Source organism: Microbulbifer sp. THAF38 (genome assembly GCF_009363535.1).
Taxonomy (GTDB): domain Bacteria; phylum Pseudomonadota; class Gammaproteobacteria; order Pseudomonadales; family Cellvibrionaceae; genus Microbulbifer.
Genome location: NZ_CP045369.1, coordinates 3082901 through 3107816, shown reverse-complemented (window position 1 = coordinate 3107816; position 24916 = coordinate 3082901). Strand labels below are relative to the sequence as shown.

Annotated in this window: 27 protein-coding genes and 6 tRNA genes; 25 read left to right on the top strand and 8 right to left on the bottom strand. The window is 54.4% G+C overall.

Going from position 1 to position 24916, the window contains the following annotated elements; translation table 11 throughout:
- Positions 1–40 precede the first annotated feature (40 nt).
- The 4 genes from mnmC to FIU95_RS13345 form a co-directional block, all read right to left on the bottom strand.
- Positions 41–2020, bottom strand: coding sequence for a bifunctional tRNA (5-methylaminomethyl-2-thiouridine)(34)-methyltransferase MnmD/FAD-dependent 5-carboxymethylaminomethyl-2-thiouridine(34) oxidoreductase MnmC (gene mnmC / locus FIU95_RS13360; protein ID WP_253868629.1), 1980 nt, complete (start codon positions 2018–2020; stop codon positions 41–43).
- A 13-nt stretch (positions 2021–2033) separates the two neighbouring features.
- Entirely contained in the window at positions 2034–2573 is a 540-nt protein-coding gene (gene fldB, locus FIU95_RS13355; protein WP_152454233.1) for a flavodoxin FldB, read from the bottom strand.
- Positions 2574–2585: 12 nt separating this feature from the next.
- Positions 2586–3059 (bottom strand): tRNA (uridine(34)/cytosine(34)/5-carboxymethylaminomethyluridine(34)-2'-O)-methyltransferase TrmL, encoded by a 474-nt coding sequence (trmL, locus tag FIU95_RS13350; protein WP_152454232.1) that lies wholly within the window; start codon positions 3057–3059, stop codon positions 2586–2588.
- A gap of 93 nt (positions 3060–3152) precedes the next feature.
- Positions 3153–3683 carry a glycine cleavage system protein R gene (locus FIU95_RS13345; protein WP_152454231.1) on the bottom strand — a complete coding sequence of 177 codons (531 nt, stop codon included), beginning with the start codon at positions 3681–3683 and terminating at the stop codon, positions 3153–3155.
- Between the two features lie 142 nt (positions 3684–3825).
- Here FIU95_RS13345 and FIU95_RS13340 point away from each other — a divergent pair, with 142 nt between their 5' ends.
- The 4 genes from FIU95_RS13340 to FIU95_RS13325 all read left to right on the top strand — a co-directional run bounded on the left by FIU95_RS13340 (position 3826) and on the right by FIU95_RS13325 (position 5917).
- Positions 3826–4125 (top strand): MTH1187 family thiamine-binding protein, encoded by a 300-nt coding sequence (locus FIU95_RS13340; protein ID WP_152454230.1) that lies wholly within the window; start codon positions 3826–3828, stop codon positions 4123–4125.
- A 22-nt stretch (positions 4126–4147) separates the two neighbouring features.
- Positions 4148–4960 carry a class I SAM-dependent methyltransferase gene (locus FIU95_RS13335; RefSeq protein WP_152454229.1) on the top strand — a complete coding sequence of 271 codons (813 nt, stop codon included), beginning with the start codon at positions 4148–4150 and terminating at the stop codon, positions 4958–4960.
- Between the two features lie 83 nt (positions 4961–5043).
- Complete coding sequence (locus tag FIU95_RS13330; RefSeq protein ID WP_152454228.1) at positions 5044–5268, top strand: YheU family protein; 225 nt, start codon at positions 5044–5046, stop codon at positions 5266–5268.
- Positions 5261–5917, top strand: a complete 657-nt coding sequence (locus FIU95_RS13325) for an alpha/beta fold hydrolase (protein WP_152454227.1) — start codon at positions 5261–5263, stop codon at positions 5915–5917. Before FIU95_RS13330 ends, FIU95_RS13325 begins: the two co-directional genes overlap by 8 nt.
- On the opposite strand, the gene FIU95_RS13320 is transcribed toward FIU95_RS13325, so the two are convergent.
- On the bottom strand, positions 5892–6179 hold the full coding sequence (locus FIU95_RS13320; protein WP_152456367.1) for an antibiotic biosynthesis monooxygenase: 288 nt from the start codon (positions 6177–6179) through the stop codon (positions 5892–5894). The two genes, FIU95_RS13325 and FIU95_RS13320, sit on opposite strands and share 26 nt — an antisense overlap.
- Positions 6180–6292: 113 nt before the next feature.
- Between FIU95_RS13320 and tusA the strand changes: the two genes are divergently transcribed.
- The gene (tusA, locus tag FIU95_RS13315; RefSeq protein ID WP_152456365.1) at positions 6293–6523 is read left to right on the top strand and encodes a sulfurtransferase TusA; all 231 of its coding nucleotides are present in this window, start codon (positions 6293–6295) and stop codon (positions 6521–6523) included.
- 91 nt (positions 6524–6614) lie between these two features.
- On the opposite strand, the gene FIU95_RS13310 is transcribed toward tusA, so the two are convergent.
- A complete protein-coding gene (locus tag FIU95_RS13310; protein WP_152454226.1) occupies positions 6615–7301 on the bottom strand; it encodes a hypothetical protein in 687 nt (228 codons plus the stop codon).
- A 304-nt stretch (positions 7302–7605) separates the two neighbouring features.
- On the opposite strand from FIU95_RS13310, the gene FIU95_RS13305 reads away from it, so the two are divergent.
- The 5 genes from FIU95_RS13305 to FIU95_RS13285 are packed head-to-tail and all read left to right on the top strand — an operon-like array spanning position 7606 to position 12333.
- Entirely contained in the window at positions 7606–8202 is a 597-nt protein-coding gene (locus FIU95_RS13305) for an elongation factor P hydroxylase (protein WP_371416918.1), read from the top strand.
- Positions 8199–9092: a 5'-3' exonuclease H3TH domain-containing protein gene (locus FIU95_RS13300; RefSeq protein WP_152454225.1), complete on the top strand. Its 894-nt coding sequence runs from the start codon at positions 8199–8201 to the stop codon at positions 9090–9092. The genes FIU95_RS13305 and FIU95_RS13300 overlap by 4 nt, the downstream gene beginning before the upstream one ends.
- Positions 9089–10240, top strand: a complete 1152-nt coding sequence (locus tag FIU95_RS13295) for a 4-phosphoerythronate dehydrogenase (protein ID WP_152454224.1) — start codon at positions 9089–9091, stop codon at positions 10238–10240. Before FIU95_RS13300 ends, FIU95_RS13295 begins: the two co-directional genes overlap by 4 nt.
- Positions 10231–11394, top strand: a complete 1164-nt coding sequence (locus FIU95_RS13290; protein WP_152454223.1) for an ATP-NAD kinase family protein — start codon at positions 10231–10233, stop codon at positions 11392–11394. Before FIU95_RS13295 ends, FIU95_RS13290 begins: the two co-directional genes overlap by 10 nt.
- On the top strand, positions 11395–12333 hold the full coding sequence (locus FIU95_RS13285; protein WP_152454222.1) for a class I SAM-dependent methyltransferase: 939 nt from the start codon (positions 11395–11397) through the stop codon (positions 12331–12333).
- 69 nt (positions 12334–12402) lie between these two features.
- Here FIU95_RS13285 and FIU95_RS13280 read toward each other — a convergent pair whose 3' ends face one another.
- Both FIU95_RS13280 and FIU95_RS13275 read right to left on the bottom strand, forming a co-directional pair.
- A complete protein-coding gene (locus FIU95_RS13280) occupies positions 12403–12804 on the bottom strand; it encodes a hypothetical protein (protein ID WP_152454221.1) in 402 nt (133 codons plus the stop codon).
- Positions 12804–14018, bottom strand: coding sequence for a pyridoxal phosphate-dependent aminotransferase (locus FIU95_RS13275; RefSeq protein WP_152454220.1), 1215 nt, complete (start codon positions 14016–14018; stop codon positions 12804–12806). The genes FIU95_RS13280 and FIU95_RS13275 overlap by 1 nt, the downstream gene beginning before the upstream one ends.
- Positions 14019–14145: 127 nt before the next feature.
- On the opposite strand from FIU95_RS13275, the gene msrB reads away from it, so the two are divergent.
- From msrB to FIU95_RS13200, 15 genes are all read left to right on the top strand, one after another.
- Entirely contained in the window at positions 14146–14565 is a 420-nt protein-coding gene (msrB, locus tag FIU95_RS13270; RefSeq protein WP_152454219.1) for a peptide-methionine (R)-S-oxide reductase MsrB, read from the top strand.
- Positions 14562–15338: a DUF1499 domain-containing protein gene (locus FIU95_RS13265; RefSeq protein WP_152454218.1), complete on the top strand. Its 777-nt coding sequence runs from the start codon at positions 14562–14564 to the stop codon at positions 15336–15338. The genes msrB and FIU95_RS13265 overlap by 4 nt, the downstream gene beginning before the upstream one ends.
- 161 nt (positions 15339–15499) lie before the next feature.
- Positions 15500–15575, top strand: a tRNA-Glu gene (locus FIU95_RS13260).
- A gap of 1 nt (position 15576) precedes the next feature.
- Positions 15577–15652, top strand: a tRNA-Gly gene (locus FIU95_RS13255).
- A 118-nt stretch (positions 15653–15770) separates the two neighbouring features.
- A tRNA-Glu gene (locus FIU95_RS13250) sits at positions 15771–15846 on the top strand.
- Between the two features lie 34 nt (positions 15847–15880).
- Positions 15881–15956: transfer RNA gene (locus tag FIU95_RS13245), tRNA-Gly, on the top strand.
- Between the two features lie 114 nt (positions 15957–16070).
- A tRNA-Glu gene (locus FIU95_RS13240) sits at positions 16071–16146 on the top strand.
- 39 nt (positions 16147–16185) lie between these two features.
- Positions 16186–16261 (top strand) — tRNA-Gly (locus tag FIU95_RS13235).
- A gap of 203 nt (positions 16262–16464) precedes the next feature.
- Entirely contained in the window at positions 16465–17400 is a 936-nt protein-coding gene (locus FIU95_RS13230) for an ABC transporter ATP-binding protein (protein ID WP_152454217.1), read from the top strand.
- Positions 17397–18170: an ABC transporter permease gene (locus FIU95_RS13225; protein WP_152454216.1), complete on the top strand. Its 774-nt coding sequence runs from the start codon at positions 17397–17399 to the stop codon at positions 18168–18170. The genes FIU95_RS13230 and FIU95_RS13225 overlap by 4 nt, the downstream gene beginning before the upstream one ends.
- An 8-nt stretch (positions 18171–18178) precedes the next feature.
- Positions 18179–19009, top strand: coding sequence for an NADPH-dependent 7-cyano-7-deazaguanine reductase QueF (gene queF, locus FIU95_RS13220; protein WP_152454215.1), 831 nt, complete (start codon positions 18179–18181; stop codon positions 19007–19009).
- A 456-nt stretch (positions 19010–19465) separates the two neighbouring features.
- On the top strand, positions 19466–21031 hold the full coding sequence (locus FIU95_RS13215) for a DcaP family trimeric outer membrane transporter (RefSeq protein ID WP_152454214.1): 1566 nt from the start codon (positions 19466–19468) through the stop codon (positions 21029–21031).
- A 145-nt stretch (positions 21032–21176) separates the two neighbouring features.
- Positions 21177–21593 carry a hypothetical protein gene (locus FIU95_RS13210; protein ID WP_152454213.1) on the top strand — a complete coding sequence of 139 codons (417 nt, stop codon included), beginning with the start codon at positions 21177–21179 and terminating at the stop codon, positions 21591–21593.
- A gap of 218 nt (positions 21594–21811) precedes the next feature.
- Entirely contained in the window at positions 21812–22840 is a 1029-nt protein-coding gene (locus FIU95_RS13205) for a ubiquinol oxidase subunit II (protein WP_152454212.1), read from the top strand.
- Positions 22837–24912, top strand: a complete 2076-nt coding sequence (locus tag FIU95_RS13200) for a cbb3-type cytochrome c oxidase subunit I (RefSeq protein WP_152454211.1) — start codon at positions 22837–22839, stop codon at positions 24910–24912. The genes FIU95_RS13205 and FIU95_RS13200 overlap by 4 nt, the downstream gene beginning before the upstream one ends.
- Positions 24913–24916 lie beyond the last annotated feature (4 nt).

Below are 24916 nucleotides of genomic sequence, written 5' to 3'. Positions count from 1 at the left end.
CAAATATGGGAGTTAAGAAAAGCCTCAGCTCCCAACTCGATTAGCGATTTTTACCCAGGTCGCGGATGGCAAAGCGCGCTGGATGTAAAGCTTTGGCCAGATCTGCGCTGACAGGCAGGGGCCCACCCATAATCCAGCTGGCGAGTAATTCGGCCGTTAGCGGCGCGTAGGTAAAACCACGGGAGCCAAGGCCGCCCATCACGTAGAGCCCCGCCTGATAGTTCGACCGCTCGGCGATCAATAATTTGCGGTTTTTGCGCAAGTTTGCGTAGGTGCTGTCCAGGGACTCCCAGTCGGGAATTGGTCCGGCAATTGGCAAGTAATCCGGTGTAGCAGCGCGCAGAGCGGCGCGGCCACAGAAATCCTGATTGGAAAATTCCTTGGCAAACTGTGGCAGCAGTTCTGCCAGTGTCTGCAGGTTTTCCCAATGCTCACTTTCACGTAACTCTGTGGCGGTTTCCTTGAGTTTAAAGGTGGCGCCGAAGCTCTGGCGTCCCTCGTGGGCCGGAGTGATATAGCCCTCGCCACAGAGGGCAATTTTTAATTTTGCGGAGGTCTCTGTGGCGCGCACTCGGGAGACCTGGCCGCGTATTGGCCGCAGGGGTAGGGCTTCAGCCGGCGCAAAGCTGCGAATATCATTGGCTCCACAGAGAATGAGCGCCTCCGTTTCTATCTCTTTGCCTTCTGTACGCAGCAGCCATCTGTCATCTTGGCGAGTCAGTGTTTCCACTGCTGTGCCCTGGTATCGGGTGATATTTTTGTGTTCCAGGAGCGCAGCGCACACTTTTTGGGGTTCCAGCCAGCCCGCATTGGGGAAGTAGAGCCCGCCAAAACTGAGATCTACACCGGCTAGCTGACTGGCCTCCTCATGAGAAGCCATTCGGGCCAGGTTTTGCCCTTGGTGCTCTGTCAGGCTAGTGGCGATCTGCTCCTGTAGCAGCCTCTCCTTATCACTCTGAGCCAGTTGTAAGAGGCCGTTAAAATGTGCGAGCTGCGGGCAGTGTTGCCTGTAATATCGCTGGGCGAACATCAGGGCGTGCAGATTGAAATCCCCATTGGGGCCCGGCTTGGGGGAGAGCTTGCCGTAGAGTATGCCCTGGTCGTTGCCGGAACCGCCGCTGCCGGGGGCCGGTCCGCGCTCAATAATTTGTACTTGTACACCGCGCTCTGCGAGTGCCCTGGCAATGGTGGCGCCAGAAATACCGCCACCGATTACTGTGGCAGATTGCGGCTGCTGTGGCTCGCTGCGGGGCAGGTGCCAAGGAGTGTTATGGTGCTGAGAGTTATGTAACTGCTCCAGAGTGCCGCACAGCATTTCCCGTTTGCTGCCAAATCCCGGCACTTTACGCAGGGCGAAGCCCGCCTCGCGTAGGCCACGCTTGACCAGTCCCGCACAAGTAAAGGTGGCGAAAGTGGCGCCGGGTCGACTCAGGCGGGCCATGTTTGCGAACAACTCTTCAGTCCACATGTCCGGATTCTTGGCCGGCGCAAAACCATCCAGAAACCAGGCATCGACGTACCGATCGCGGTTCTCTTGTTGTATGCGCAAACTATCTAAAGCCTGGCTGGCCTCCCCAATAATCAGAGTTAGCTTTACTGGACCGAACTGCAGGCGGTGAACGCCTTCGGCCAATAATGGGGGGTAGGCTTCAATCAAAGCTTGGCAGTAGGGCTGCAGTTGTGGCCACAGTGCCAGGGCGCGCTGCAGATCCTGGGGATGCAGGGGAAATTTCTCCACTGTAATAAAGTGCAGCTGCGCATTCTTTGGAGCGGTTTTCAGCCATAGCTCCCAGGCGGCGAGAAAGTTTAAACCGGTACCAAAGCCGGTTTCGCCAATAGTAAAAGTGGCGTTTTCAGGCAGGGTTGCCCAGCGCTCCGCTAGCGCATTTTGTTGCAGGAATACGTAGCGGGTTTCCTCCAGGCCGGAGGCGGTGGAGAAATAGATATCGTCATAGGCGCGGGACAGGGGTTGGCCGTCTTCGCGCCACTGGATATCCGCGTGTTTGCCGGATTTGCTCACTTCAATACTACCTTCAGGCTCCGTCCTTAAGGCCGAATTCGCGCATGACCTGGTCGCACCAGCGGCTAATACGCTCCTCGCTGAGGTCAAATTCATTCTCTTCATCGAGGGCGAGGCCAACAAATTGGCTGCCATCTTCGGTCAGCCCTTTGGACTCCTCAAATTCATAGCCCTCGGCAGGCCAGTAACCTACCGCACGGGCGCCGCAGGCGAGCAGTTGAGCGTGCAGATAACCCAGGGCGTCTTGGAACCACTCTGGGTAGCCTTCCTGGTCGCCGAGCCCAAACAGGGCGACGGTCTTACCGTGCAGGTCCAGCCCTGCCAGGTCGTCCCAGATATTCTCCCAATCTTCCTGCAGCTCCCCGTAATCCCAGGTGGGAATACCAAACAGTAAGAAATCGTAGTCCTCGGCCAGGTTGATATCCGCCTCGGCCACGTTGTGTAGGTCGATCCACTGGGGGCCAATATATTGGCGGATTTTTTCTGCGGCCATTTCGGTGTAGCAGGTGCTGGAGCCGTAAAACAGGCCTATTGGAGCTTGGGAGCTTGGCATAACAAAAAATTCTTACTGCTGGTCTATGGCGCCGTTGAAGTCGAGCTGTCGCCAAGCTTCATAGATCACAATGGCGGCGGCGTTGGACAGGTTGATACTGCGGCTCTCGGCGCGCATGGGGATGCGCAGAGTGTTCTCTTGACCCACCATTTGTAGAAACTCTGCCGGTAAACCGCGGGTTTCGGGGCCAAACACAATGGCATCGCCGTCTTGGTATTCCACCGAGGTATGACTGTGGCTGCCTTTGGTGGAGAGGGCCAACACCCGCGCAGGTTTTTCGTTGTCGATAAAAGCCTGCCAGTCAGGGTGGCGAACCACGCGGCTATATTCACTGTAATCGAGCCCGGCACGGCGCAGGCGTTTGTCGTCCATGTCGAAACCCAGGGGTTCGATCAGGTGCAGCTCGGCGCCGGTGTTGGCGCAAAGTCGAATAATATTGCCGGTGTTCGGGGCAATTTCCGGTTGGTATAGGACAATTTTGAACATTGCTTGGCGGACGCCCTGGAGCGGTACTATCTAGCTTGATGATTTGAGCCGGGCGATGGGCCCGGCTTTGTATGGCAGCGGATTATTCCACAATTAGAGAGGAGTGGCGATCTCCTCACAGTCGATCTCGACCCCCAGTTCATTGGCAATCTGGTCGAGTTCATCACGCAGGCCATCGAGATCCATATCTTCGTCCACATTGATAATGCATTCGGCAGTAAACAGAGGTTCACCGCTCCACGGAGTGCTGCCGTAGGTGGTTTCCAGCTGATCCATATTGATATGGTGAGCGCTGAGTGCACGGGAGATCTCCCGCACAATGCCGGGGCGGTCGTTGCCTACCAGCTTCAATGTCAGGGTCTGTTGGGGCTTGGTGGTAACGGCGATTGCGTCTTCAACAATCAGGTTGTAGCCAGCCTGGGCGAGACTGGCGAGGGCATCCTTCAAGCCTTGGGTTTTATCTCCAGGGACGGCAACGCGCAATATACCGGCAAATTTTCCGGCGAAATGCGCCATATGGCTGTCTTCCCAGTTGCCTCCGTTATCCGCAATGACTGCAGAAAGCTTTTCTACAACACCGGGCTTATCGTTGCAGATCATGGAGATAACGAGATGCTGTTGCATATTTAGTTCCCTTTTTGGTTCCTTTGCTTCAGTAAAGACGTGTCACTTGCATTGTAATAGGATCTCGTCGGATAACTCTATCGTCCAATCTCAAAGCCATTTTTCTTTTCCGAATAACCGGTAACTTAGCGAGGGACTGTCAATGAAAGTCATTGCCGATTTGTGCGTGATACCCATGGGTGTGGGGGTGTCTGTCAGTAAGTATGTTGCGGAGTGTGAAAAGGTGCTGGCGGAAGCCGGGCTCACTCACCACCTACATGCCTATGGCACCAACATAGAGGGGGACTGGGATACGGTGATGGCAGCGGTAAAAGCCTGTCATGAGCGAGTCCACGCAATGGGCGCGGATCGCATCACCACCAGCCTGAAATTGGGAACTCGTACGGACCGGAACCAGTCATTACAGGATAAGATCGACAGCGTGCGATCGAAGCTGGATTAACGATAACAACACAGGAACGATTATGACGATCAATATCAAGAAATCCCTACTGGCTCTGGCCGGTGCCCTGGCCCTGGCTGGCGGCGCCCAGGCCGCCGACCTGAATTCTGTCATCAAGGGGGATCACCGCAGCAAGGAGTACGCCGCACGCGACCAATACCGTAACCCGGCGGAAACCCTGGAATTTTTGGGTATTAAGCCAGATATGACGGTGGTGGAAATCACTCCCGGCGGTGGCTGGTACACCGAAATCCTCGGGCCCTACCTGGGAGAGAAGGGCAAGCTCTATGCAGCGCACTTCCCGGAGGATAGCGAGTCTTCTTACTACCAGCGCTCTTTGAAGGGCTTCAAAGACAAGCTGGCCGCCAATAAGAAAGCCTACAAGAATGTCGTAGTCACCGAATTCTCACCGCAAACCGGTCGTGAGATAGCCCCCGCAGGCAGCGCCGATGCGGTAGTGACTTTCCGTAACGTACACAACTGGATGTACCGTGGTTATGAAGACAAGGCTTTTGCCAGCTTTTATAACGCGCTGAAACCCGGTGGCGTTCTCGGTGTAGTGGAGCACCGCGCCAAGCCAGGTACCAGTAAAGAGGACATGGTCCAGAGCGGCTATGTGACCCAGGAATATGTTATCGAAGTGGCTAAGAAGGCCGGCTTTGAGTTGGAAGAGGCTAGTGAAGTCAACGCCAATCCGAAGGATACCGCCAAGCACCCGAAAGGCGTTTGGACCCTGCCGCCCTCTTTGCGCCTGGGCGATGAAGATAAAGAGAAGTACCTGGCCATCGGCGAGAGCGATCGTATGACCCTGCGCTTCCGCAAACCGAAATCCTGAGTTTTAATGCCCTTCTACCAATACTGGTAAATACCGGGAGTGGCGCTCGCCGCTCCCGTCTCACCTCTGGATATGAAAGTTGTATGATCATTCCCTTTGCGCAGTTGGACCCCAACACCTTACAAAACCTATTGGAAGAGTATGCCACCCGTGAGGGCACCGAATATGGTGAGCGCGAGGTGGAGCTCCCGGAGAAGGTGGCGAGCCTGCGCCGCCAGTTGCAGTCGGGCGAAGTGGTAATTTGGTTCGATCCCGGCGAGGAGACAGTCAATCTGGTGCTGGCAGAGGATTTGCCCGCCGATGTCTGAATACATTATCGATAGGCCCCAAGCCTCTCAAACGCTTAAGTCCCCTAAAGCGCGCTTTCTGTTTGCCCATGGTGCCGGCGCGCCTATGGACAGCGACTTTATGCAGGCGCTCGCTGTTGGGTTGTGTAAACAGGGCATCGAAGTGGTGCGTTTCGAGTTTCCCTATATGGTTCAGCGCCGCAGTGGTGGCAGCAAGCGGCCGCCAAACACCATGCCGCAGTTGCAGGAGTGTTTTGAAGCGCAGATTGAGCGTTTTGCGGGGGATCTACCCCTGTTTATTGGGGGTAAGTCTATGGGAGGGCGAGTAGCGAGCCTTTTGGCGGACAAAAGCTTCGAGCAGGGTTTGATTGCCGGGCTGATTTGCTTGGGGTATCCATTCCACCCTCAGGGCAAGCCGGACAAGCTGCGTACTGAGCATCTGTTGGATAGTGTTTGCCCCACTCTGATTGTGCAGGGAGACCGGGACCCCCTTGGCAGTCGCGAGGAGGTGGTGACCTATGGGTTGTCGGATTCCATTGAGATTGAGTGGCTGGCTGATGGTGACCACGATTTCAAACCCCGTCGTGCCAGCGGCTATACCCAGGCTCAACACTGGGCTTCGGCGATAGATAAGGCGGCGGGCTTTATGCAGCGGTCTCCAGGATCGTAATGCGCTCCTGACCCACCAATAAAGGGGCTAGCTGGGCCATTTGGGCGCGCCGATCCTCGCTTGTGTACCAGTGTTGCCAGTGCAGTTCGGACTGCCACTTGGACAGAGTAAAGCGGCGCAGTGGATTGCCCCTTTCGATATACGTTTGCCCCTCGATAAAGCCCACGGTGCGGTAGGCGCTGGTGAGGATTCTGCGCGCGGCCTCCTCGTAGCTGCTTTGCATCTCGGCGGCGATTTCCCGTTCAATCAATACATAGATCATCATGTCCCCAAAACGCGATAGGGTCTTAGTGGATTCTAGTGCGCCAGTCTGCGGAAGAGTCGACAGCCAGTTTCCTGATGACGAAGTGCGCTAAATTGCGCACAATAAATACCATGAAGTTTGATCACACCCTCGATGCCCGCGGCCTGTTGTGCCCGGAACCTGTAATGATGCTGCACTCAGCGGTGCGAAATGTCGCCGATGGGGAAGTGTTGAAGATGATGGCCACCGATCCCTCGACTCAGCGGGATGTACCCAAGTTCTGCCAGTTTCTCGGCTATGAACTGGTGCAGCACGCGGAGGAGAACGACGAGTTCGTCTTTTGGATTAAGAAGGCGGAATAGTGGGTCAGCGAATGCCCCGGCCCTGTCTCGACAGGACCGGGGGTACACACTTCCGGTGAAACCTCTAATCGACTCTTGGGTCGCTTGGTACTTATGGCGTCGTTACCAGAGCGGCAATGGCGGCCAGTGCCTCAGGGTCCTCGGATTTGATTTTGTTGGCGATGTGGTGTTGGAAGAAGTAGCGAAAGCCCTCACTCTCCTGCGCCGGGTATAAACAGTGATCCCCCGGTAGCACCGGGGTGGTCTCGACCACGTCGTGGTCGATCAGCATACCGTGAATAGCGCCGTCGGCGTGGAGTCTCCAGCTGATGACCTCGATCAGTGTCAGGTTCTCCCGGTCCTCATCCATAAACACTGCGTGAGTGCCAATGGTGTCGGGAATCTCCTGCAGCACCTCCTCGGCCTTGCTGCTCTCATACTCAAAGTATTCCGCCGCAGTCTCCAACTCGACGACTTTGTGGATGGGGGGATGGTGAAAGATGTCCTCAATGCCGGGGTCATAGTAGCCCTCGAAACGTCCGTCCAAAGGGTCCTTGATATCTGGACAGGCCACTATGGAGTTTAACCAGGGAACGAGGCCTACGACCTCGCCATTCGCTTTGAGTCCCCAGCAGAGTATTTTCAAACTGTATAGATCTGTTCCACTGGAGTTGTTGGAGTAGAGCATTTCCAAGCCGTCTAGCTCCGGCGAAAGGCGGATAAAGCGCCTGTCCGCAGAAGTTTCGATCGGCTCGCCGGTGAAGAGGTCAACCACATTGTTGATGCTGTGGTCTGTCATGGAACACCTCCTGGCAGGGCCGGTTATTTACCGTCTCCGATCAGATCTAAGGTGCGACTGCCAAGGCCCTATCTCTGAAGGAAGACCGGGGCAGGAGGGTAATTGACTGCTTTAGACCCCTCCTCGGGGAATACGCTGAAAGGGCGGGTACTCACGGGTGCTCAGCGGCCTCCCTGTGAATAAAGGTATATGTTGATTTACAGAAATACAACCGGGCCTGGGAGCACCTGTTAAGGCGGCACGACTTTGAACGAAGCGCCCCCGTTGATATAGTCCCCGCCTTTGCGGTACCCCGGAGAACATCTTGCCTGCCCCTAACCCAGAAATGGCTCCAGTTTCTAAAACACCCCTTGAAGCCAGATCCACTGCCGAAGGGATTGTGGCGGTCTTCAACCGTTGTTTTGCCGCACCAGAGGGGCTCAATACCCGACTTTGCGGCGGCTTTTCCGAGCCTTACTATCGGCCCGCCGGGGACCAGCAGGACTACCACCAGGTGGAGTTCACCCTGGATTATGCCGCCAGTGCTTTGCATGAGGTGGCTCACTGGTGCGTGGCCGGCGAGGCCCGCCGGCAATTGCCGGACTACGGCTATTGGTACGCGCCGGATGGGCGCAGTGCCGAGCAACAGGCCGAATTCGAGAAGGTGGAGGTCAAGCCCCAGGCGCTGGAATGGATTTTTGCCCGAGCCTGTGGCCTTCGTTTTCGCGTCAGCGCAGACAATTTGGAGAGTGGCCTCGGCCCCAGCAATAGTTTCAAAGAAGCGATTTGGCGCCAAGTCCAACGCTACTGTGCCGAGGGACCCAACCAGCGTGCACGTACTTTTGCTGCGGCTCTCGCGGAGGCGTTTACCCAGCCAGACCCATTGAATGGCGACGCCTATCATCTGTCGGAGCTATCGTGAGTAGTTACCTGGTCGACTCCTCGGTCTATATCTTTCGCTACTACTTCGCTTTGCCACCTAACTGGCAGAGCCGCAGCGGCTATGACACAGAGGCGGTTTACGGCTTCACTAACTTCCTGCTGGATCTTTTGGCGAGAAGCCCGCGCCATATCGCCTGTGCTTTCGATGAATCTCTGGGCAGTTGCTTTCGCAATACGCTTTACCCGGACTATAAATGCAGTCGCGCACTGCCAGACGAGGCCCTGGCTTTCCAGTTGGCGGCCTGCCGGGAGATGGCGGAAGTCCTGGGTATTGCCAGCTTCGCCAGTGAGCGCTATGAGGCGGACGACATCCTAGCTACTTTGACGCGAAAGTTGCGCAATCACGCTCCGATTATTGTGAGTCGCGATAAAGACCTGGGGCAGTTGCTGGCTCGCGGAGCCTCCAGTCTGTGGGACTTCGCTGCGAACCAGCATATGGACAGCGCGGCTCTTGAGCAGAAATTTGGCGTAAGACCCGCGCAGATTGCCGACTACCTGGCACTGGTGGGGGATACCAGTGACGATATCCCTGGAGTGCCCGGCATTGGCGCCAAGACCGCGGCGCGCCTGTTGGAAGAGTTTGATGATGTCGAAGCGCTGTTGGCACAGCGAGAGCGGGTGGCAACACTGCCTATTAGAGGCGCAAAAGGGCTTGCCTGGCGGCTGCAAGAGTATGCCGATCAGTTGCGCCTGGCGAAACGCCTGACAAGCCTGGTGGAGGATATTCCCCTTGGTATCAAGGTAATGGATTTGCGTCCCCAGCCGGTGGATCTGGAGTTGGCTATGGCTCTGGCGAAGGAATTTGGGATTGGTGGGCTGGTGGGAAAAATGGAGCGCACTCTGATGAGCGCTGAAGGAGAATCTACATGAGTGAAAGCCATGCACAGGGCGTTGGCCTCAAGATTGTTGCCGATGAGAATATACCGGCACTGGAGCAGTATTTCGGCGACCTGGGTACGCTGGTGCGCTATCCGGGCCGCACACTGACCCGGGAGCAATTGATCGATGCGGACATACTGCTGGTGCGCTCTGTCACCCGGGTGAATCAGAGCCTGTTGGAGGGCACACCGGTACGTTTCGTGGGCAGCTGCACCATTGGCACCGATCACCTGGATACCGACTGGATGGAGCGCAACGGCATTTACTGGAGTGCCGCGCCTGGCTGCAATGCCAATTCGGTGGTTGAATATGTATTTTGTGCGTTAGCCGCCCTGAAGGTCGACTGGCGCGGGCGCAGCTTTGGCATCGTCGGGTGTGGCAATGTAGGGGGGCTGCTGCAAAAGCGTCTGCACGCATTGGGCGCCAGCTGCGCTATCTATGACCCCTGGTTGCCAGATAACCCCGACTTTGCTTCTCTGGAGCAAGTACTGGGCCAGGACATTGTGTGCCTGCACGCGCCTCTAGTAAAAAGTGGGCCATTTCCCAGCTTGCATATGATCGGTGAGGAGCAACTCGCTCAGATCCGCGATGGTGCCGTTTTGATTAGCGCAGGCCGCGGAGCGGTAGTCGATAATCGAGCGCTATTGCAGGAACTGCAGCGGGAAAAACGCTTTAAAACGGTGCTGGATGTCTGGGAGGGAGAGCCGGGTATCAATACCGAGTTGCTGGAGCTGGTGGACTTGGGTAGCCCGCATATCGCCGGATACAGTTTGGATGGCAAGCTTGCCGGCACTCGTATGATTCGCGAGGCGCTCTCTAATGCGCTGGATCTGGCTCTGCCAGAAAATATCGGTGATGCCGATCATACGCAAGCTGAGGCCGGGAGCACTCCAATTGAACCCGTGAATGAGAGTGCAGCGCCGATAGCGGATTTGCTATTGCAAATGTACGACCCACGCGAAGATGACGCGCGCCTGCGTGAAGGGGCACGGAGCACAGAACCTATGGCCAAGGCTTTCGATCGCCTGCGCCGTGAATACCCCGAGCGTTTGGAGTTTTCCCATTACCGCACCGCAGCGCAAACCCTGGGTGAAAAAGATAGAGAAGAATTGGCAGTACTGGGGCTCAAGTGCGATTAGAGAAGCAAGTTAAGACGCTCGGTTTGATTATCAATCCCTGGGCCGGTGTTGGCGGGCCAGCGGGACTAAAAGGCAGCGATGGTGCCGAGACAGTGGCCCAGGCCCTGGCGGCCGGTATCGAGCCCCAATCCCATAAGCGCGCCGCAATTGCCCTGGAGGCCTTGGCACCGTTTCGGCAGCAGCTGGAGTTCTTGTGCTTTGCCGGCGACATGGGCGCGGAGACGGCTCGTGAGCTGGGCTTTGCCGTGCGCGAAGTGGGGGCAGCCGAGTCCACTCCATCAACACCGCAAGATACCGAGAGAGCGGCGATGGCGATCCGCGATGCCGGTGCCGACCTGATTGTATTTATTGGCGGTGATGGCACTGCGCGCAATATGACCAATGCCCTGGGGGATCACTTCCCGGTACTGGGTATTCCCGCCGGCGTCAAAATGCACTCCGCTTGTTTCGCTATTTCTCCCAAAGCCGGTGGAGAGGTGTTGCGAAAATTGTTGGCTGGTGAGCTGGTGGATTTATGCGAGCGCGAAGTGCGCGATATCGATGAGAACAGTTTTCGCCAGGGGCGGGTGAGCACTCATCACTACGGAGAGTTGCTGGTGCCCCAGGAGGGCCATTTCCTGCAGGCGGTAAAGAATGCAGGACGCGAGGTAGAGGAACTGGCCGTAGCGGATATCGCCGCGGAGGTCGTTGAGGAGTTGGAGCCGGATACCTTGTATATCGTTGGCCCCGGCTCAACCACGCTGGCCATCCTGAACGAGTTGGGGTGTGACGGCACTCTGCTGGGGGTGGACCTGCTGTGTAATGGTGCCTTGGTACAAAAAGATGTCAGCGCTCCGCAAATTGAGGCGGCGATCGCCGAGTACAGAAATTCGGAAGTTAATGGTCAGGTGAAGGTTGTGCTTACTGCTATCGGTGGGCAGGGGCATCTGATCGGCCGCGGTAACCAGCAGTTCTCCCCCAAGGTTCTGCGCCAAGTCGGCCGCGAAAACCTGATAGTTGTTGCCACCAAAACCAAAATAACCGAGCTTGGCGGGCGCCCGCTGTTGGTGGACAGCGGCGACCCCGAGCTGGATCGGCAGTGGAACGGTTTTATCCGTGTGGTTACCGGCTACCGCGATGCGATCCTCTACCCCTTAAGTAATGGAGAAGTTTGAGTGTCTACCGATTGGCAAGTGCTGCTGCAGCAGGTTGAGCCCAAGTTAGTACCGGGCGGCGGTGACAGCCGGCGTTTGTTTCACGGACGCGGCCGTTGCTTTACAGGTCTCGAGCAGGTTTGTGTGGATAGTTTTTATCCCGCGTTGCTGGTTACTTTTTTTGAGGAGTACGAGGGGGAAGGGGAGCTGTGCGAGAAGCTCTGGCAAATGGCCGAGCGTTTCGGTTATCAAGGTGTGGCCGCACAGCGACGCTACCTGCCCGGTGCGCCATTGGAGTGGCAGTGTGGCGAGCCAGTAGCTGCACCCAAGGCGCTGCGCAACGGCCTGCAGTTTCCGCTGACCTTTGATCGACAGAATGTCGGCTTCTTTCTGGATATCGAGCCCGGCCGTGCCTGGCTTGAGGCGCAGGTGCGGGAGCGCTCGGGGCGCGAATCGGTCAAGATGCTGAACCTGTTTGCGTTTACCTGTGCTTTTTCCGCCGTGGCCCGTGCGGCTGGGGATATTGAGATCGTCAATGTGGATGTGAATCGGGGCGTATTGAATCGCGGCCGTGAAAACCACGAGGTGAACGGCCTGTCCCTGCGGGGCATTCAATTTTTGCAATTCGATGCGCTGCGCCAGTTCAAGCGCTTCGACCGCCGGGGACCTTTTGAGCTGGCTATCGTAGACCCGCCCACGCGCCAGAAAGGCCGCTTCGACGTGAGCCATAACTACGAAAAGCTATTGCAACAGCTACCTGCCTGCCTCGCCGATGAGGCGGACCTGCTGATGGTGATTAACTCTCCGCGCCACAGCGAAGCGCATTTTCGCGAATTGATTCTCGGTGCCGATAGCGGCTATGAAGTGGTAGAGCGACTGGCGCAAAACCCGGATTTCCCGGACCGGGATCCGGATGCCGCCCTAAAAATGCTGCATGTTAAATATCGCCGCCAGAAATAGCGGCGCCATTTAACGACAATAGCTCCTAACGAAACCAGCCCCTAACGACTACGGCCTCGGCCGCCTAAATTACAGACCGGCAAACTCTCGCATCAGGCGCTCCACCAGCGCCTGTAACTTTGCCGAGGAACCATCGCGCACGGCGCTGTTGAGCAGCTGCGCGTTGCTCTGGCCGGAATTTTCTTCCTTATTGATTAACAGCAAAAATCCCCGGTGGCTCAGTACCACTTCCTCCGCAGCTTCCTGGCGCACCAGCTGTGAGAAGTGAATGTAGCCACTCTGTTTTAACCAGCTGATAGCCCCCAGGCAGGCCAAGTGCCGAGGCGAGTGCAGGCCGAATTCATCGGGGGTATCTGGTCCGGCAATGTCCTCCACGTAAAGGGTGGAGGGCAGGGGGAACTGGCCAAACAATGCCAGCAAAATCCTGCCGGCATCGCGGTAAAAATCATGGATATGTAAATCGTCCAACATCAGCGGGTATATCGCTCCAAAAAGTAACCCAGTCGTTCAATCGCGTGGGAGAGGTCGTCGGCGCGGGGCAGAAAGACAATGCGCAGGTGGTCGGGTGCGTCCCAATGGAAGGCGCTGCCCTGTACCAAAAGGATTTTCTCCTGGCGCAGGAATTCCAATACCAGTTGCTCGTCATTCTCGATTTTATGGTGATCCAAATGCAACTTGGGAAATAAGTAAATGGCACCACTGGGTTTGACACAGCTGACACCGGGGATGTCATTGAGCATGCGGTGGGCTAAGTCTCGCTGCTGACGTAAGCGGCCGCCGGGTAGTACCAGGTCATTAATGCTCTGATAACCTCCCAGTGCCGTTTGCACCGCAAACATGGCTGGCACGTTGCCGCACAGGCGCATGGAGGCAAGCATATCCATGCCTTCGATAAATCCTTTTGCGCGATGTTTGATGCCGCTGATAATCATCCAGCCGGAGCGGAAGCCCGCCAGGCGGTAAGACTTGGAGAGCCCATTGAAACTCAGGCAGAGCACATCCGGGGCCAATTTGGCCATGGGAGTGAATTCCGCGTCGTCGTAGAGGATTTTGCTATAAATTTCATCGGCAAAAATCACCAGGTGATGACTGCGCGCCACCTCTACAATTTCTTCTAACAGGGCCTTTGGATAAATAGCCCCGGTTGGATTGTTGGGATTGATCACGACAATACCGCGGGTGCGGGGTGTGATTTTCGCCTTGATATCCTCAATGTCGGGCAGCCAGTCAGACTCCTCGTCGCAGCGGTAGAGTACCGGATTGGCTCCGGCGAGATTGGTGGCGGCCATCCAAAGTGGGTAATTGGGCATGGGCAGCAATAGCTCATCGCCATTGTTGAGCAGTGCCTGGGTGGCCATGGAAATCAGCTCGGAGACGCCGTTACCCAGATAAATGTCTTCAATTTCTACACCCTGGATACCCAGGGTCTGGCACTCCTGCATAATGGCTTTGCGCGCGGCGAACAATCCCTTGGATTCCACATAGCCCTGTGCCTGGGAAAGGTTGTGGATGACATCCTGGATGATTTCATCCGGGGCGTTAAAGCCAAAGGGCGCGGGGTTGCCGATATTCAGTTTGAGGATGCGGTGCCCTTCTTCCTCCATGCGATGGGCCTGCTCCATCACCGGGCCGCGAATCTCATAGCAGACGCCGTGCAGTTTTTCAGATTTATGGATGTCCTTCATGGTGGTGCGGCAGCCCTGTAACTTGGCAGGAGCAGCCTGGGCCGCGAGCGAGCTGCGCGATAGGCGGGACGTTCACTGGCGGCGACTGCCGCTCCTGCGGGAACGGTTAAAAACGGAACGAGAGAGTATGGCAAAACCAAAAGACGATAACTACTGGCGTGATCAGCTGACAGATGAGGAGTTTGAGGTCTGTCGCAAGGGTGGGACAGAAGCCCCGTTTAGTGGCGAATATTGGGATGTTTTTGACGACGGCGTCTACCGCTGTCGCTGCTGTGGCGAAGTTCTGTTTGAAGCCGAGGCAAAATTCCAGAGCCACTGTGGTTGGCCCAGCTTCGATGCGGAGTTCACCGTGGGAGTTATTCGGGAGCTGGCCGATAGTAGTTTTGGCATGGAGCGTGTCGAGATTCGCTGCAGTCAGTGCGACAGTCACCTGGGGCATGTGTTCGATGATGGTCCCACCGAAACCGGTCTGCGCTACTGCGTGAACTCACTGTCGGTGAAATTAGATCAGGAGCCCGGCGGGGGAGAGGGAGGAGAGGGCAAATGAGCAGGGTGCACTGGAGTCGCTGGTTGTTATGGGTGCAGTGGGCGCTACTTGGGATTATCGTGCTCGCTGGTTTGGCGTTGAGGTTTGGGCTGTTGCGCTTCGGTGTGGTTTTCAAGGTATTTACTTATGCCGGAGGGGCGGCCCTCGCCATCGCTCTGGCCAGCCTGCTTGTATTTGTTTGGGGTTCGCGCAACCACAGGCCACAGGTGCGCAGCAACGCCCTTTGGGCGGCCCTGCTAGGACTGCTCCCGGTGGCAGTGCCCTTGATCACTGTGGGTAAAGACAACTTCAACGTGCCCAAAATCCACGATATCACTACCGATACCCGCAACCCTCCAAAGTATCAGGCGGTCCTGTCTCTTCGAAGGGCCAGCGACAATAGTGCCGAGTATGCTGGAGAGCCTGTGGCAAAACTGCAGCGGGACACCGATATCTACTCCGACATCTATCCATTGCATGTACATATGTCCGTAGCCAGTACCACCGAGCTGGCGGCGGAGGTGGCAAAGAAACTGGGTTGGAAGATTGTCTCTTACGAGCCTGAGAAAGGGCACCTAGAGGCGACCGACCGGACCCTGCTGTTAGGCTTTACCGATGACATAGTGGTGAGAGTACGGCCGGAAGACGATGGGGGCTCAAGAGTGGATGTGCGTTCCAGCTCCCGTGTAGGGGTGAGTGACCTGGGCGCCAATGCAAAGCGTATCCGTGAATTTCTCGAAGAGTTGCACCTGCGTGTACTCAGTGTGCGCTACGGTGGGGCTTCTGACACTTAAATTATCCTTCCGCAAACAGTGGGGTTAGGTAAGTGTCTGACAATAAAAGAAAAAAAATTCATTTCGGGTGTTGACAGCATCCCGAACGGTACATAGAATGCGCCCCACTTCTGACGCAGAGCTACACTTTAAAACGCAGCGAAACGACAGAAGGTTTCTGGGTCCCCATCGTCTAGAGGCCTAGGACACCGCCCTTTCACGGCGGTAACAGGGGTTCGACTCCCCTTGGGGATGCCACGCGGGAATAGCTCAGTTGGTAGAGCGCAACCTTGCCAAGGTTGAGGTCGCCGGTTCGAACCCGGTTTCCCGCTCCAAGTTTCCGCTTTGCGAGATGATCTCTAGTCAGCTCACAAAGCACGTCACCGAGAAATCAGTGACATTGCCATGGACAGCATGGCAGCACCGGATCATAAGGTCGAAGTGCAAGTTTCTGTCCCCATCGTCTAGAGGCCTAGGACACCGCCCTTTCACGGCGGTAACAGGGGTTCGACTCCCCTTGGGGATGCCAATACGACCCGGTAGCACTGCTACCGGGTCAAATTGCGGGAATAGCTCAGTTGGTAGAGCGCAACCTTGCCAAGGTTGAGGTCGCCGGTTCGAACCCGGTTTCCCGCTCCAATTTTGCTTTTGAATAGATCTTTGGCCCTATTCAAAGGTGAAGTCACCGCGAGGTGGCAATGCCATGGACAGCGTGGCAGCACGGGACCGAAGTGGTTGTAGTGCAAAGTTTCTGTCCCCATCGTCTAGAGGCCTAGGACACCGCCCTTTCACGGCGGTAACAGGGGTTCGACTCCCCTTGGGGATGCCAATACGGCCCGGCAGCAATGCTGTCGGGCCAACGCAAAATGCGGGAATAGCTCAGTTGGTAGAGCGCAACCTTGCCAAGGTTGAGGTCGCCGGTTCGAACCCGGTTTCCCGCTCCAAGATAAAAAAGCCGCTCAATTGAGCGGCTTTTTTATTTTCCGATATATTGCTTCTAAGTTTATTACTTGCACTGGTATTGCCGGGGAGCGACTGTGCGCCTGGAATTCCGCCCTCCGCGGCTAGGGATCTTCCCTGTATTTCCACCGGTTGAAATTATTCGGCTAAGTGCGTTGAATGGCGCATTCAGTGATAGGAATTCGCAATGACTGCCGCACTATCTATTCATGATCTGCAAAAAACCTACGATGGCGGCTTCCAGGCCCTGAAAGGGATCAGCTTTGAAGTACAGCCCGGGGATTTCTTTGCCCTGCTGGGGCCAAACGGTGCGGGCAAATCCACCACTATTGGCATTATCTGCTCGCTGGTGCGCAAAACTGCCGGCAGCGTGTCAATTTTTGGTGTCGATATCGATAGTGATTTTGCCGCTGCCAAGCGCCTGCTGGGGGTAGTACCGCAGGAATTCAATTTCAGCCAGTTTGAAAAGGTCTTCGATATTGTCGCCACCCAGGGCGGTTTCTATGGGATGCCGCGCAAGTTGGCGGAGGAGCGTACAGAGCAGTACCTGAAGCAACTGGGGCTTTGGGACAAGCGAAATACCCAGGCGCGGATGTTGTCTGGGGGAATGAAACGACGCCTGATGATCGCACGGGCACTGATTCACGAGCCGAAGCTGTTGATTCTGGATGAACCCACTGCCGGCGTGGATATCGAGCTGCGCCGCTCCATGTGGGCCTTTCTGGAAGAAATTAACGCTCGGGGTACCACGATTATTCTCACCACCCATTACCTGGAAGAGGCGGAGAGCCTATGTCGTAATATCGCCATCATTGATAAGGGCGTTATTGTTGAGAATACCTCGATCAAATCCCTGTTGAAGACCCTGAACCGCGAGACATTTATTCTCGACAGTAGTGAGCTGCTTAGTAAGACGCCGGAACTTGCAGGCTTCGAATGCCGCCTGCTGGACAGCCATTCCCTGGAGATTACGGTGGAGAAAGGACAGTCGCTGACAGAGGCTTTTGTCGAACTCAAAGCCCAGGGGATTACCGTAACCAGCATGCGTAACCGCGCCAACCGCCTGGAGGAGCTTTTTATTTCCATGTTGTCCGAGGAAAAAGAAGAGGGACTGGAGTCGTGAGCGGTAAGTTGACCTGGATATCCTTCAGCACCATTTTGCGCAGGGAGGTGCGCCGCTTTATGCGCATCTGGCCGCAGACACTGGTGCCGCCGGTGATCACCATGACATTGTACTTTGTGATCTTCGGCTCTCTGATTGGCAGTCGTATCGGGGAAATGGGTGGATACCCTTATATGGAGTTTGTGGTGCCGGGCCTGATTATGATGTCGGTGATCACCAACTCCTACGGCAATGTGGTGTCCTCTTTTTATAGTGCCAAGTTTCAGCGCAGCGTTGAGGAGCTGTTGGTGTCACCTACACCAAACTGGGCGGTAATGGCTGGTTATGTGCTGGGCGGTGTGGCGCGCGGTTTGATCGTAGGCCTGATTGTCACTTTAGTAGCGATGTTTTTTACCTCCCTCAGTGTCGAACACCTGGGAGTCACTATCGCAATTGTGTTTCTCACATCGGCATTGTTTTCCCTGGCGGGCTTTATCAACGCGATTTATGCCAACAGCTTTGATGCCATATCGATTATTCCCACTTTCGTTTTGACCCCACTCACCTATTTGGGTGGTGTTTTTTACTCCATTGACCTGTTGTCACCCTTTTGGCAGGGATTGTCGAAACTGAACCCGATTCTCTATATGGTGAATTCCTTTCGCTATGGAATATTGGGGGTTTCCGATATCAATGTGGCCTGGGCATTTGTTGGGGTCTTGGTATTTATTGCACTTCTCGCCAGCTGGGGACTCTACCTGATGAGTCACGGCAAGCGATTGAGGCACTGAGGTTAAGTATGAGCAGAGAAGATTGGCAGAACCTCCCGCTGGGCCGGGAGACCGTTTACGAATCCAGTTACAACCCGGAGCTGTTGCACCCGATTCAGCGTTCTATTTCCCGTGGTCAGCTGGGGTTGTCCGTCGGTGCCCTGCCATTTTTCGGAGAGGATGAGTGGTGGGGCTTTGAACTCTCCTGGCTCAACGCCAGAGGCAAGCCCCAGGTAGCCGTGGCGCGCTTCAGCTTTCCAGCGGAAAGCCCCTGTATGGTGGAGTCCAAGTCTTTTAAATTGTATTTGAATTCCTTTAACCAAAGCCGCTTTGAATCCTGGCGCCTGGTGCAGGATACCTTGTTACGGGATTTGAGTGCAGCGGTGGGTACCGCCGTGAGTGTTACTCTGCTGGAGGTGGAAGATATCTCCCTGGATGTGCAGAGGCCACAGGGATTTTGTCTCGACCAGCTGGATATTGCCGTAGAGCAGTACCAGCCGGATTCTGCACTGCTGGCGCTGGAAGGGAGTGGTGTGGAGGTTACAGAAACCCTCTACAGCCATCTGTTGCGCAGCAATTGCCCGGTTACCGGTCAGCCGGACTGGGCTACGGTGATGGTGGAGTACAAGGGGCCGATGCTACAGCGCGAGGGGCTATTGGCTTACATTATTTCTTTCCGTGAACACCAGGATTTCCACGAACACTGTGTGGAGCGGATTTTTTGCGATCTGCAAAACCTTGCAGACTTTTCCGAGCTAACAGTCTGTGCCCGCTATACCCGCCGGGGAGGGCTGGATATCAATCCCATACGCTCCACTCGTATTGAAAAGCCGCTACCGCCGCGCTTTGCCCGCCAGTAAATTCGCATTGCTGCTGGAGATATTGGCCGCAAGAATTCCGGACAGGAAATTGGGTGGCCAATATCGCCTAAAACGTTAACAGCAAAATGGGCCGCTGGTTATTGATGTGCCTGCCTTGCACCCTATGCTGTAAATGGCGTTATCTCCTCTTGAACTAAACTTTTCTGGATAAGTTTTGCGGAAAGCGAATGTATAGAAAATTGCTTCCTCATGGGCCTGTTCCGCTGCATCAATGGTGATGCACTTTTTATTGCTCCGAAACAAAAGTAAACGGACAGCTATTTATCGATAGCTAGTGAGATATCGCCAGCGGTTAGCGCGCGCCTACAGAGTTATTACAGTCCTTATTGATGCCGGAATTTTTCACCGGTGGCAGTGAAATAATCGGGGTTCATGTACTTCACCATTTGGTGAATGGCAGCCTCGCATTGCAGGAGATAGGTTCGAGACCTAGATATGGAAATCCAAACACAGTCTAATGCGCTGCCTGCTGTGCTTGTGGTTTTTATCCAGTTCATTTCCTCCTCGCCCGCCAATGCGCAAGTCTATGTGGAAGCCGACCAGTTGATGAAGGTGATTGAGGCGCAGCAACGTCAACTTGAGGCACAGGAAGCGCAAATTCAGCGGCAAAAAGCCGACCTGGAAGCCCTCAGACAACAAGTGGAAGAGCTGCGCAGGGCAAGACCTCCTCAGAGCCCCCCAACTGCACCAGCACCGCCAGCTCCATTACCCAGGGGAAATAGCGTGTCCGTGGAGCCCGTGGAGCCCGTGGAAAAAGTGGAGCTCGATGGCTTGCAGGATCAGATTGAAGCCATTCATAAAGCTATACCCCCTGGTTCTCTTCCGCCTCCACGGGCCAGGGGGGACCCAAAACTGGCTGAACAAACCGATATCGAAGAAATTATCTCCAGTGTTCCGACTGACTGGCCGGGGTCTATCCCTGTGCTTGGTAGTCGCATGCGACTAAAAATCAGCGGCTTTGCCGAGCTGGATGCAAACTACGATACCGGCGCCATTGTGAGCCCGGCAGAGTTTACTACCAGCGCCATTGTGACCAGCGATCGAACTGCGGCAGAGGGGGAAGACGGTCAGACCAATGTCTCTGTTCAGGTATCGAGGTTAGTGCTTAAGACACGAACTCCCTGGGGTGGACGTTTGATCGAAAATGATCTTTCTGTCGATTTCCTTCAAGACCCCAGTATTAGCGAGCCGTTGCTACGTCTGCGCAAGGCTTACGGTCAAGTTAACGATATCTTATTGGGTGGGGATTTACGGCTAGGTCTGGATTGGTCCACTTTCAGTAACTTAACTGCCGCGCCAAATACGCTGGATTATGAGGGGCCCAATTCACTGTTGGCTTTGATGCGCCCGGTTGCGCGCTGGAGCCGCGCTTTTCATGAAACGCTGACCTTGCAGGTCTCCCTGGACGCACCAACTGATCGGGTTTTTCAGAATGCCGAGGAGGTTTCACGGTGGCCGGATTTCGTTGTTGCTGTGATTTCCCAGACGGATCGGGTGAATTTTCAGGGCAGTTTTATCCTGAGGGATTTGCGTGGTAGTGGAGACCCACAGTCAGCCGTTTCGGATACCGGTTGGGGTATTAATTTGAGCGGCGTTATTGATATGCCCGATAGGCTTGCGCCGGATTTTGCCTCTTACTCATTGAGTTATGGTTATGGTTATGGGGGGCTTTTGGATGATGAGCCCTTCGATGCAACCTATGACTTTGTCAACAATCGCTTGGAGGCGATCCCAACCCTGGGCTGGTATCTGGCTTACCAACATTGGTGGAGCCCCTGCCTGTATACCGTGGCAAGTTATGGGCTTGTGCAACAGGACAACCTGGACTTTCAGCCGGGCTCCTCATTTCGAAAAACTCAATACAGCAGTATTAACCTGACCTGGACGCCGACGCCGCATTGGTTGTTTGGCGTTGAGGCCCTTTATGGAACCCGGGAGGACAGGGATGGAGCCTATGGTTCGGTCTGGCGAACTCAGTTCACCAGTCGCATCTCGTTTTAGCCGAGCGGGGAGGATATTAAATAAGAACCTTGGTGTTATTTTGCTGTGTTGTTTTTTTCTCTCCTGTAATTCACCACGAACGATAGTAACCGATACCTGGCATTCACCCTTGATTACTGCACGCCCCTTGGGAAACACCTTGGTTTTGGCTTATACACTATTCCCCCGGCCGATCGTTGGCCTGCATGTCGAAGACATATGGGTTGAGCAGTTGGGTCGGTATGGCGTGAATGCTCTCTCGTGGAGCTATTTTTCAGCGGATGGCAAGGTGCCCTCTATGGGAGAACTGGCTGATATTCTGACTGAATATCAATTTGATACGCTATTGGTAACGCAGCTGATCAGCTTTAAACGCCTGAATAGGAATGTCCCAAATTCTCAAGTGGCCATTGTTGAAACTCGCTTATATTTAGCGCCAACTGAAGAAGTGTACTGGTCTCTGCAGTCTGAGAGTTTTCTGGCGAACTATATAATGGGTGAAATTCGCCGTCCCAGGGAGGGGGATGCCTTGGAGTATGTGGAAACGGTTATTCAGGAAATGATGAAAGATGGCGTTTTCTAGGCGCATCTACCTCCTGCGTATGTAAATGAGCGTCACTAACTCCTTTCCTCTGTTCGAGGGGTGAAGTTAAAACGTTATTTATTCAGCTATTCTGGTGAGAAGAGCTGTACACCAGTGTGTAGTAAACACTTGGCATATTTCATTGTGTATGGTGAATTTGTTGTAGCGGGTAGTCTGATGCGGGTGCCTGCTGAATCCGGAGGTCGGAAGGCTTTGCAATGGATTGGAATACCGGGGCTCCTGTCAGGCTATTGCAATATTGGACACAGCTGTGGGGGTATATTGGTTACCGCTCTTTCTGTCTGATATTTTTCCTTTCCCTACTATTTTTTCTGCTCCCTCACTCCAGTTATGCCACCGAAACCTTTTTAGTGCCCCTGGGGCCTGTTGCCCATGAACAGAAAACACATTTTTTCTGGGCGACGGCGCTCACTATGGTGGCGATATTGCCGGTGTTTGTTTTAGTGCCGGTTATCCTGATTAAATACCGACGCAAAAAGGGCAAAGGTATTTATGCGCCCAAGTGGGAATCCTACGGTCCACTGGAACTCATTATGTGGGGCGTCCCCTTTCTGGTGATCTTTGTTCTCTCCTTTATGCTTTGGCGCGCTACCAGCATGCTGGACCCCTATAAGGAAATAGAGGGGGTAGTGCCGCCAGTTAAAGTGCAAGTGGTGGGGTTGGATTGGAAATGGTTGTTTATTTATCCCGAGCTAAAAATTGCCACAGTGGGTGAGCTGGTTGTTCCTGTTCACACTCCAGTTTCTATGATCCTCACCAGCGATACGGTGATGCAATCTTTCTGGATTGCGGCACTGGCCGGACAAATCTATGTTATGCCAGGTATGACCACCAGGCTCAATTTTATCGCGACAAAGAATGGAAAAACCCAGGGTGAAAATACCCAATATACCGGTAAGGGATTTACTGAACAGAAATTTGATGTATTGATTAAAAGTGAAGAGGACTTTCAGGACTGGGTGGCGCAGGTTCGTACCAATGGCATTACACTCGATCCTCAGACGTATAAGCGCCTGGCCATGAGAAGCACTCGTAAGGAGATGCAAAAGCAGTTGGCGACACCGCAAATGCCGAGTAATGCCCTCTACTTTACCCTTTCCGACCCTCAGCTCTTCCAGAGCATTGTTATGCGATACCATTCTGGTAAACCTCTTAGCATGGAAGAGCAACCCGGCACTGTGAAGTTTGGTCAGGGTGAAGAGAAAACCGAGGGAGCGCAGCCATGAATATTACCGATTACGGTTGGCTGGGAAAGCTGAGCTGGGACTCCATCGTTTTCAGCGACTTGATTAGCAATTTCTCGGTAAGTGCAGCGGTAGGGAGTACCGCTGGCGCTATCGTTATTTTTGCGACAATCGCGACTCTCGCATTACTGACCTGGTTTAAGGTGTGGGGCACTCTCTGGTCTGAATGGCTGACCAGCACGGATCATAAAAAAATCGGCATCATGTACATTGTGTTCGCACTGGTGATGATGACGAGAGGGCTGCTGGAAGGCATGGTGATGCGAGCGCAGCAGGCTGCGGCACCAGATGGCTTTCTCTACGCAGACCACTTCGCACAGTTGTTTAGTACCCATGGCACGATAATGATATTTTTTGTCGCCGTGCCTTTTGTGGTAGGGCTGGTCAACTTGGTGATGCCACTGCAGATTGGCGCTCGCGATGTAGCCTTCCCTGTGCTGAACCAAATTAGCCTGGCGGTGACAGTTGCAGCGGGGATGTTGCTGATGGTTTCCCTGGTGGTGGGGGAGTTCTCCACTGGTGGCTGGTCTGCCTATCCGCCCTATACGGGAGGGGATTTTAACCCTGGTGTGGGGCCGGATTATTGGATCTGGGCTATTGTTTTTTCAGGGGCGGGTACCACCCTTACGGGAATTAACTTCACTGTTACAATTCTCAAATGTCGCGCTGCGGGTATGAATTTTTTCCGTATGCCCATATTCTGCTGGACAGTACTCTGTTCCTCTATCTTAATGATTTTTGCCATGCCGCCGCTCAGTGTGGCCGCGTTAATGCTCGGCTTCGACCGGTATTTGGATTTCCACTTTTTTACCAACGACCTTGGCGGAAATATGATGAACTACGCCAATTTATTTTGGTTGTTTGGTCATCCTGAGGTCTATCTGCTGGTGTTGCCGGCATACGGTATTTTTTCCGAGGTTTTTTCCACCTATTCTGCCAAGCGCCTTTATGGCTACAAGTCTTTGGTATTTGCCACCATGAGCATTGCCGTGTTGAGCTTTACGGTGTGGCTCCACCATTTCTTTACTATGGGGCAGAGTCCTACGATCAATATTGTGTTTGGTATTGCCACCATGCTGATTGCGGTTCCAACCGGGGTTAAGGTCTACGATTGGATGGCGACCATGTATCGGGGCCGGATTCGTTTTACCACACCGATGATTTATGCCATCGGCTTTTTGATTTTGTTTGTGATTGGTGGCCTGTCGGGGGTGATCCTGGCAAACCCCACGGTAGATTTCCAAGTGCATAACACTTTGTTCCTGGTGGCGCACTTCCACAATGTACTGATTCCTGGGGTATTGTTTGGGGTATTGGCTGGATATAACTACTGGTTCCCCAAAGCATTTGGTTTTCGCCTCGATGAGCGGCTGGGGAAGTGGTCAGCGTATTTGTGGATAGTCGGTTTTATGCTGACTTTCTTTCCCCTCTATGGCGCCGGCTTATTGGGAATGCCAAGGCGCTCCTTCAGCTATATGGATCTGACTTTCAAGCCCTATATGGTGGTGGCTTTTATTGGCGCCATGGTGGTGCTGTGCGCATTGATTAGCCTGGTATTGCAGTTATTGGTCAGCTTGCGGGATCGTCAAAAGAACCGTGTTCCTGTAGGTGACCCCTGGGATGGTCGGTCTCTTGAGTGGTCGATTCCGGCTCCGGCACCCTCTTACAATTTTGCCGAGCTGCCCAGGGTAACGGATAGGGATGAATTTACCGAGGCCAAGGAGCAGGGGCGTGCTTATCAGCCACCAAAAGTCTATCGGGATATTGAGATACCCAAGAATAATCCCTTGGGATTTTTACTCTGTGTACTGAGCGGTATCCTGATGTTTGCGCTGGTTTGGTACATGTGGTGGCTGGCCCTGCTTACTACACTGGCGATCATCATTGTGGTCATTGCCTCTACATTCCGTTGGGATAGTGAACAAATTATTCCTGCAAGCAAGGTGCAGCAGGATACAGAGAAATGGTTAGCGCTGGTGAATAAAACAGAACCTGTAGGCCGGGATCTGGAAAACACCCCGCAGAACAATGGCTATGCAAAGCTGGAGCACTAGTTGC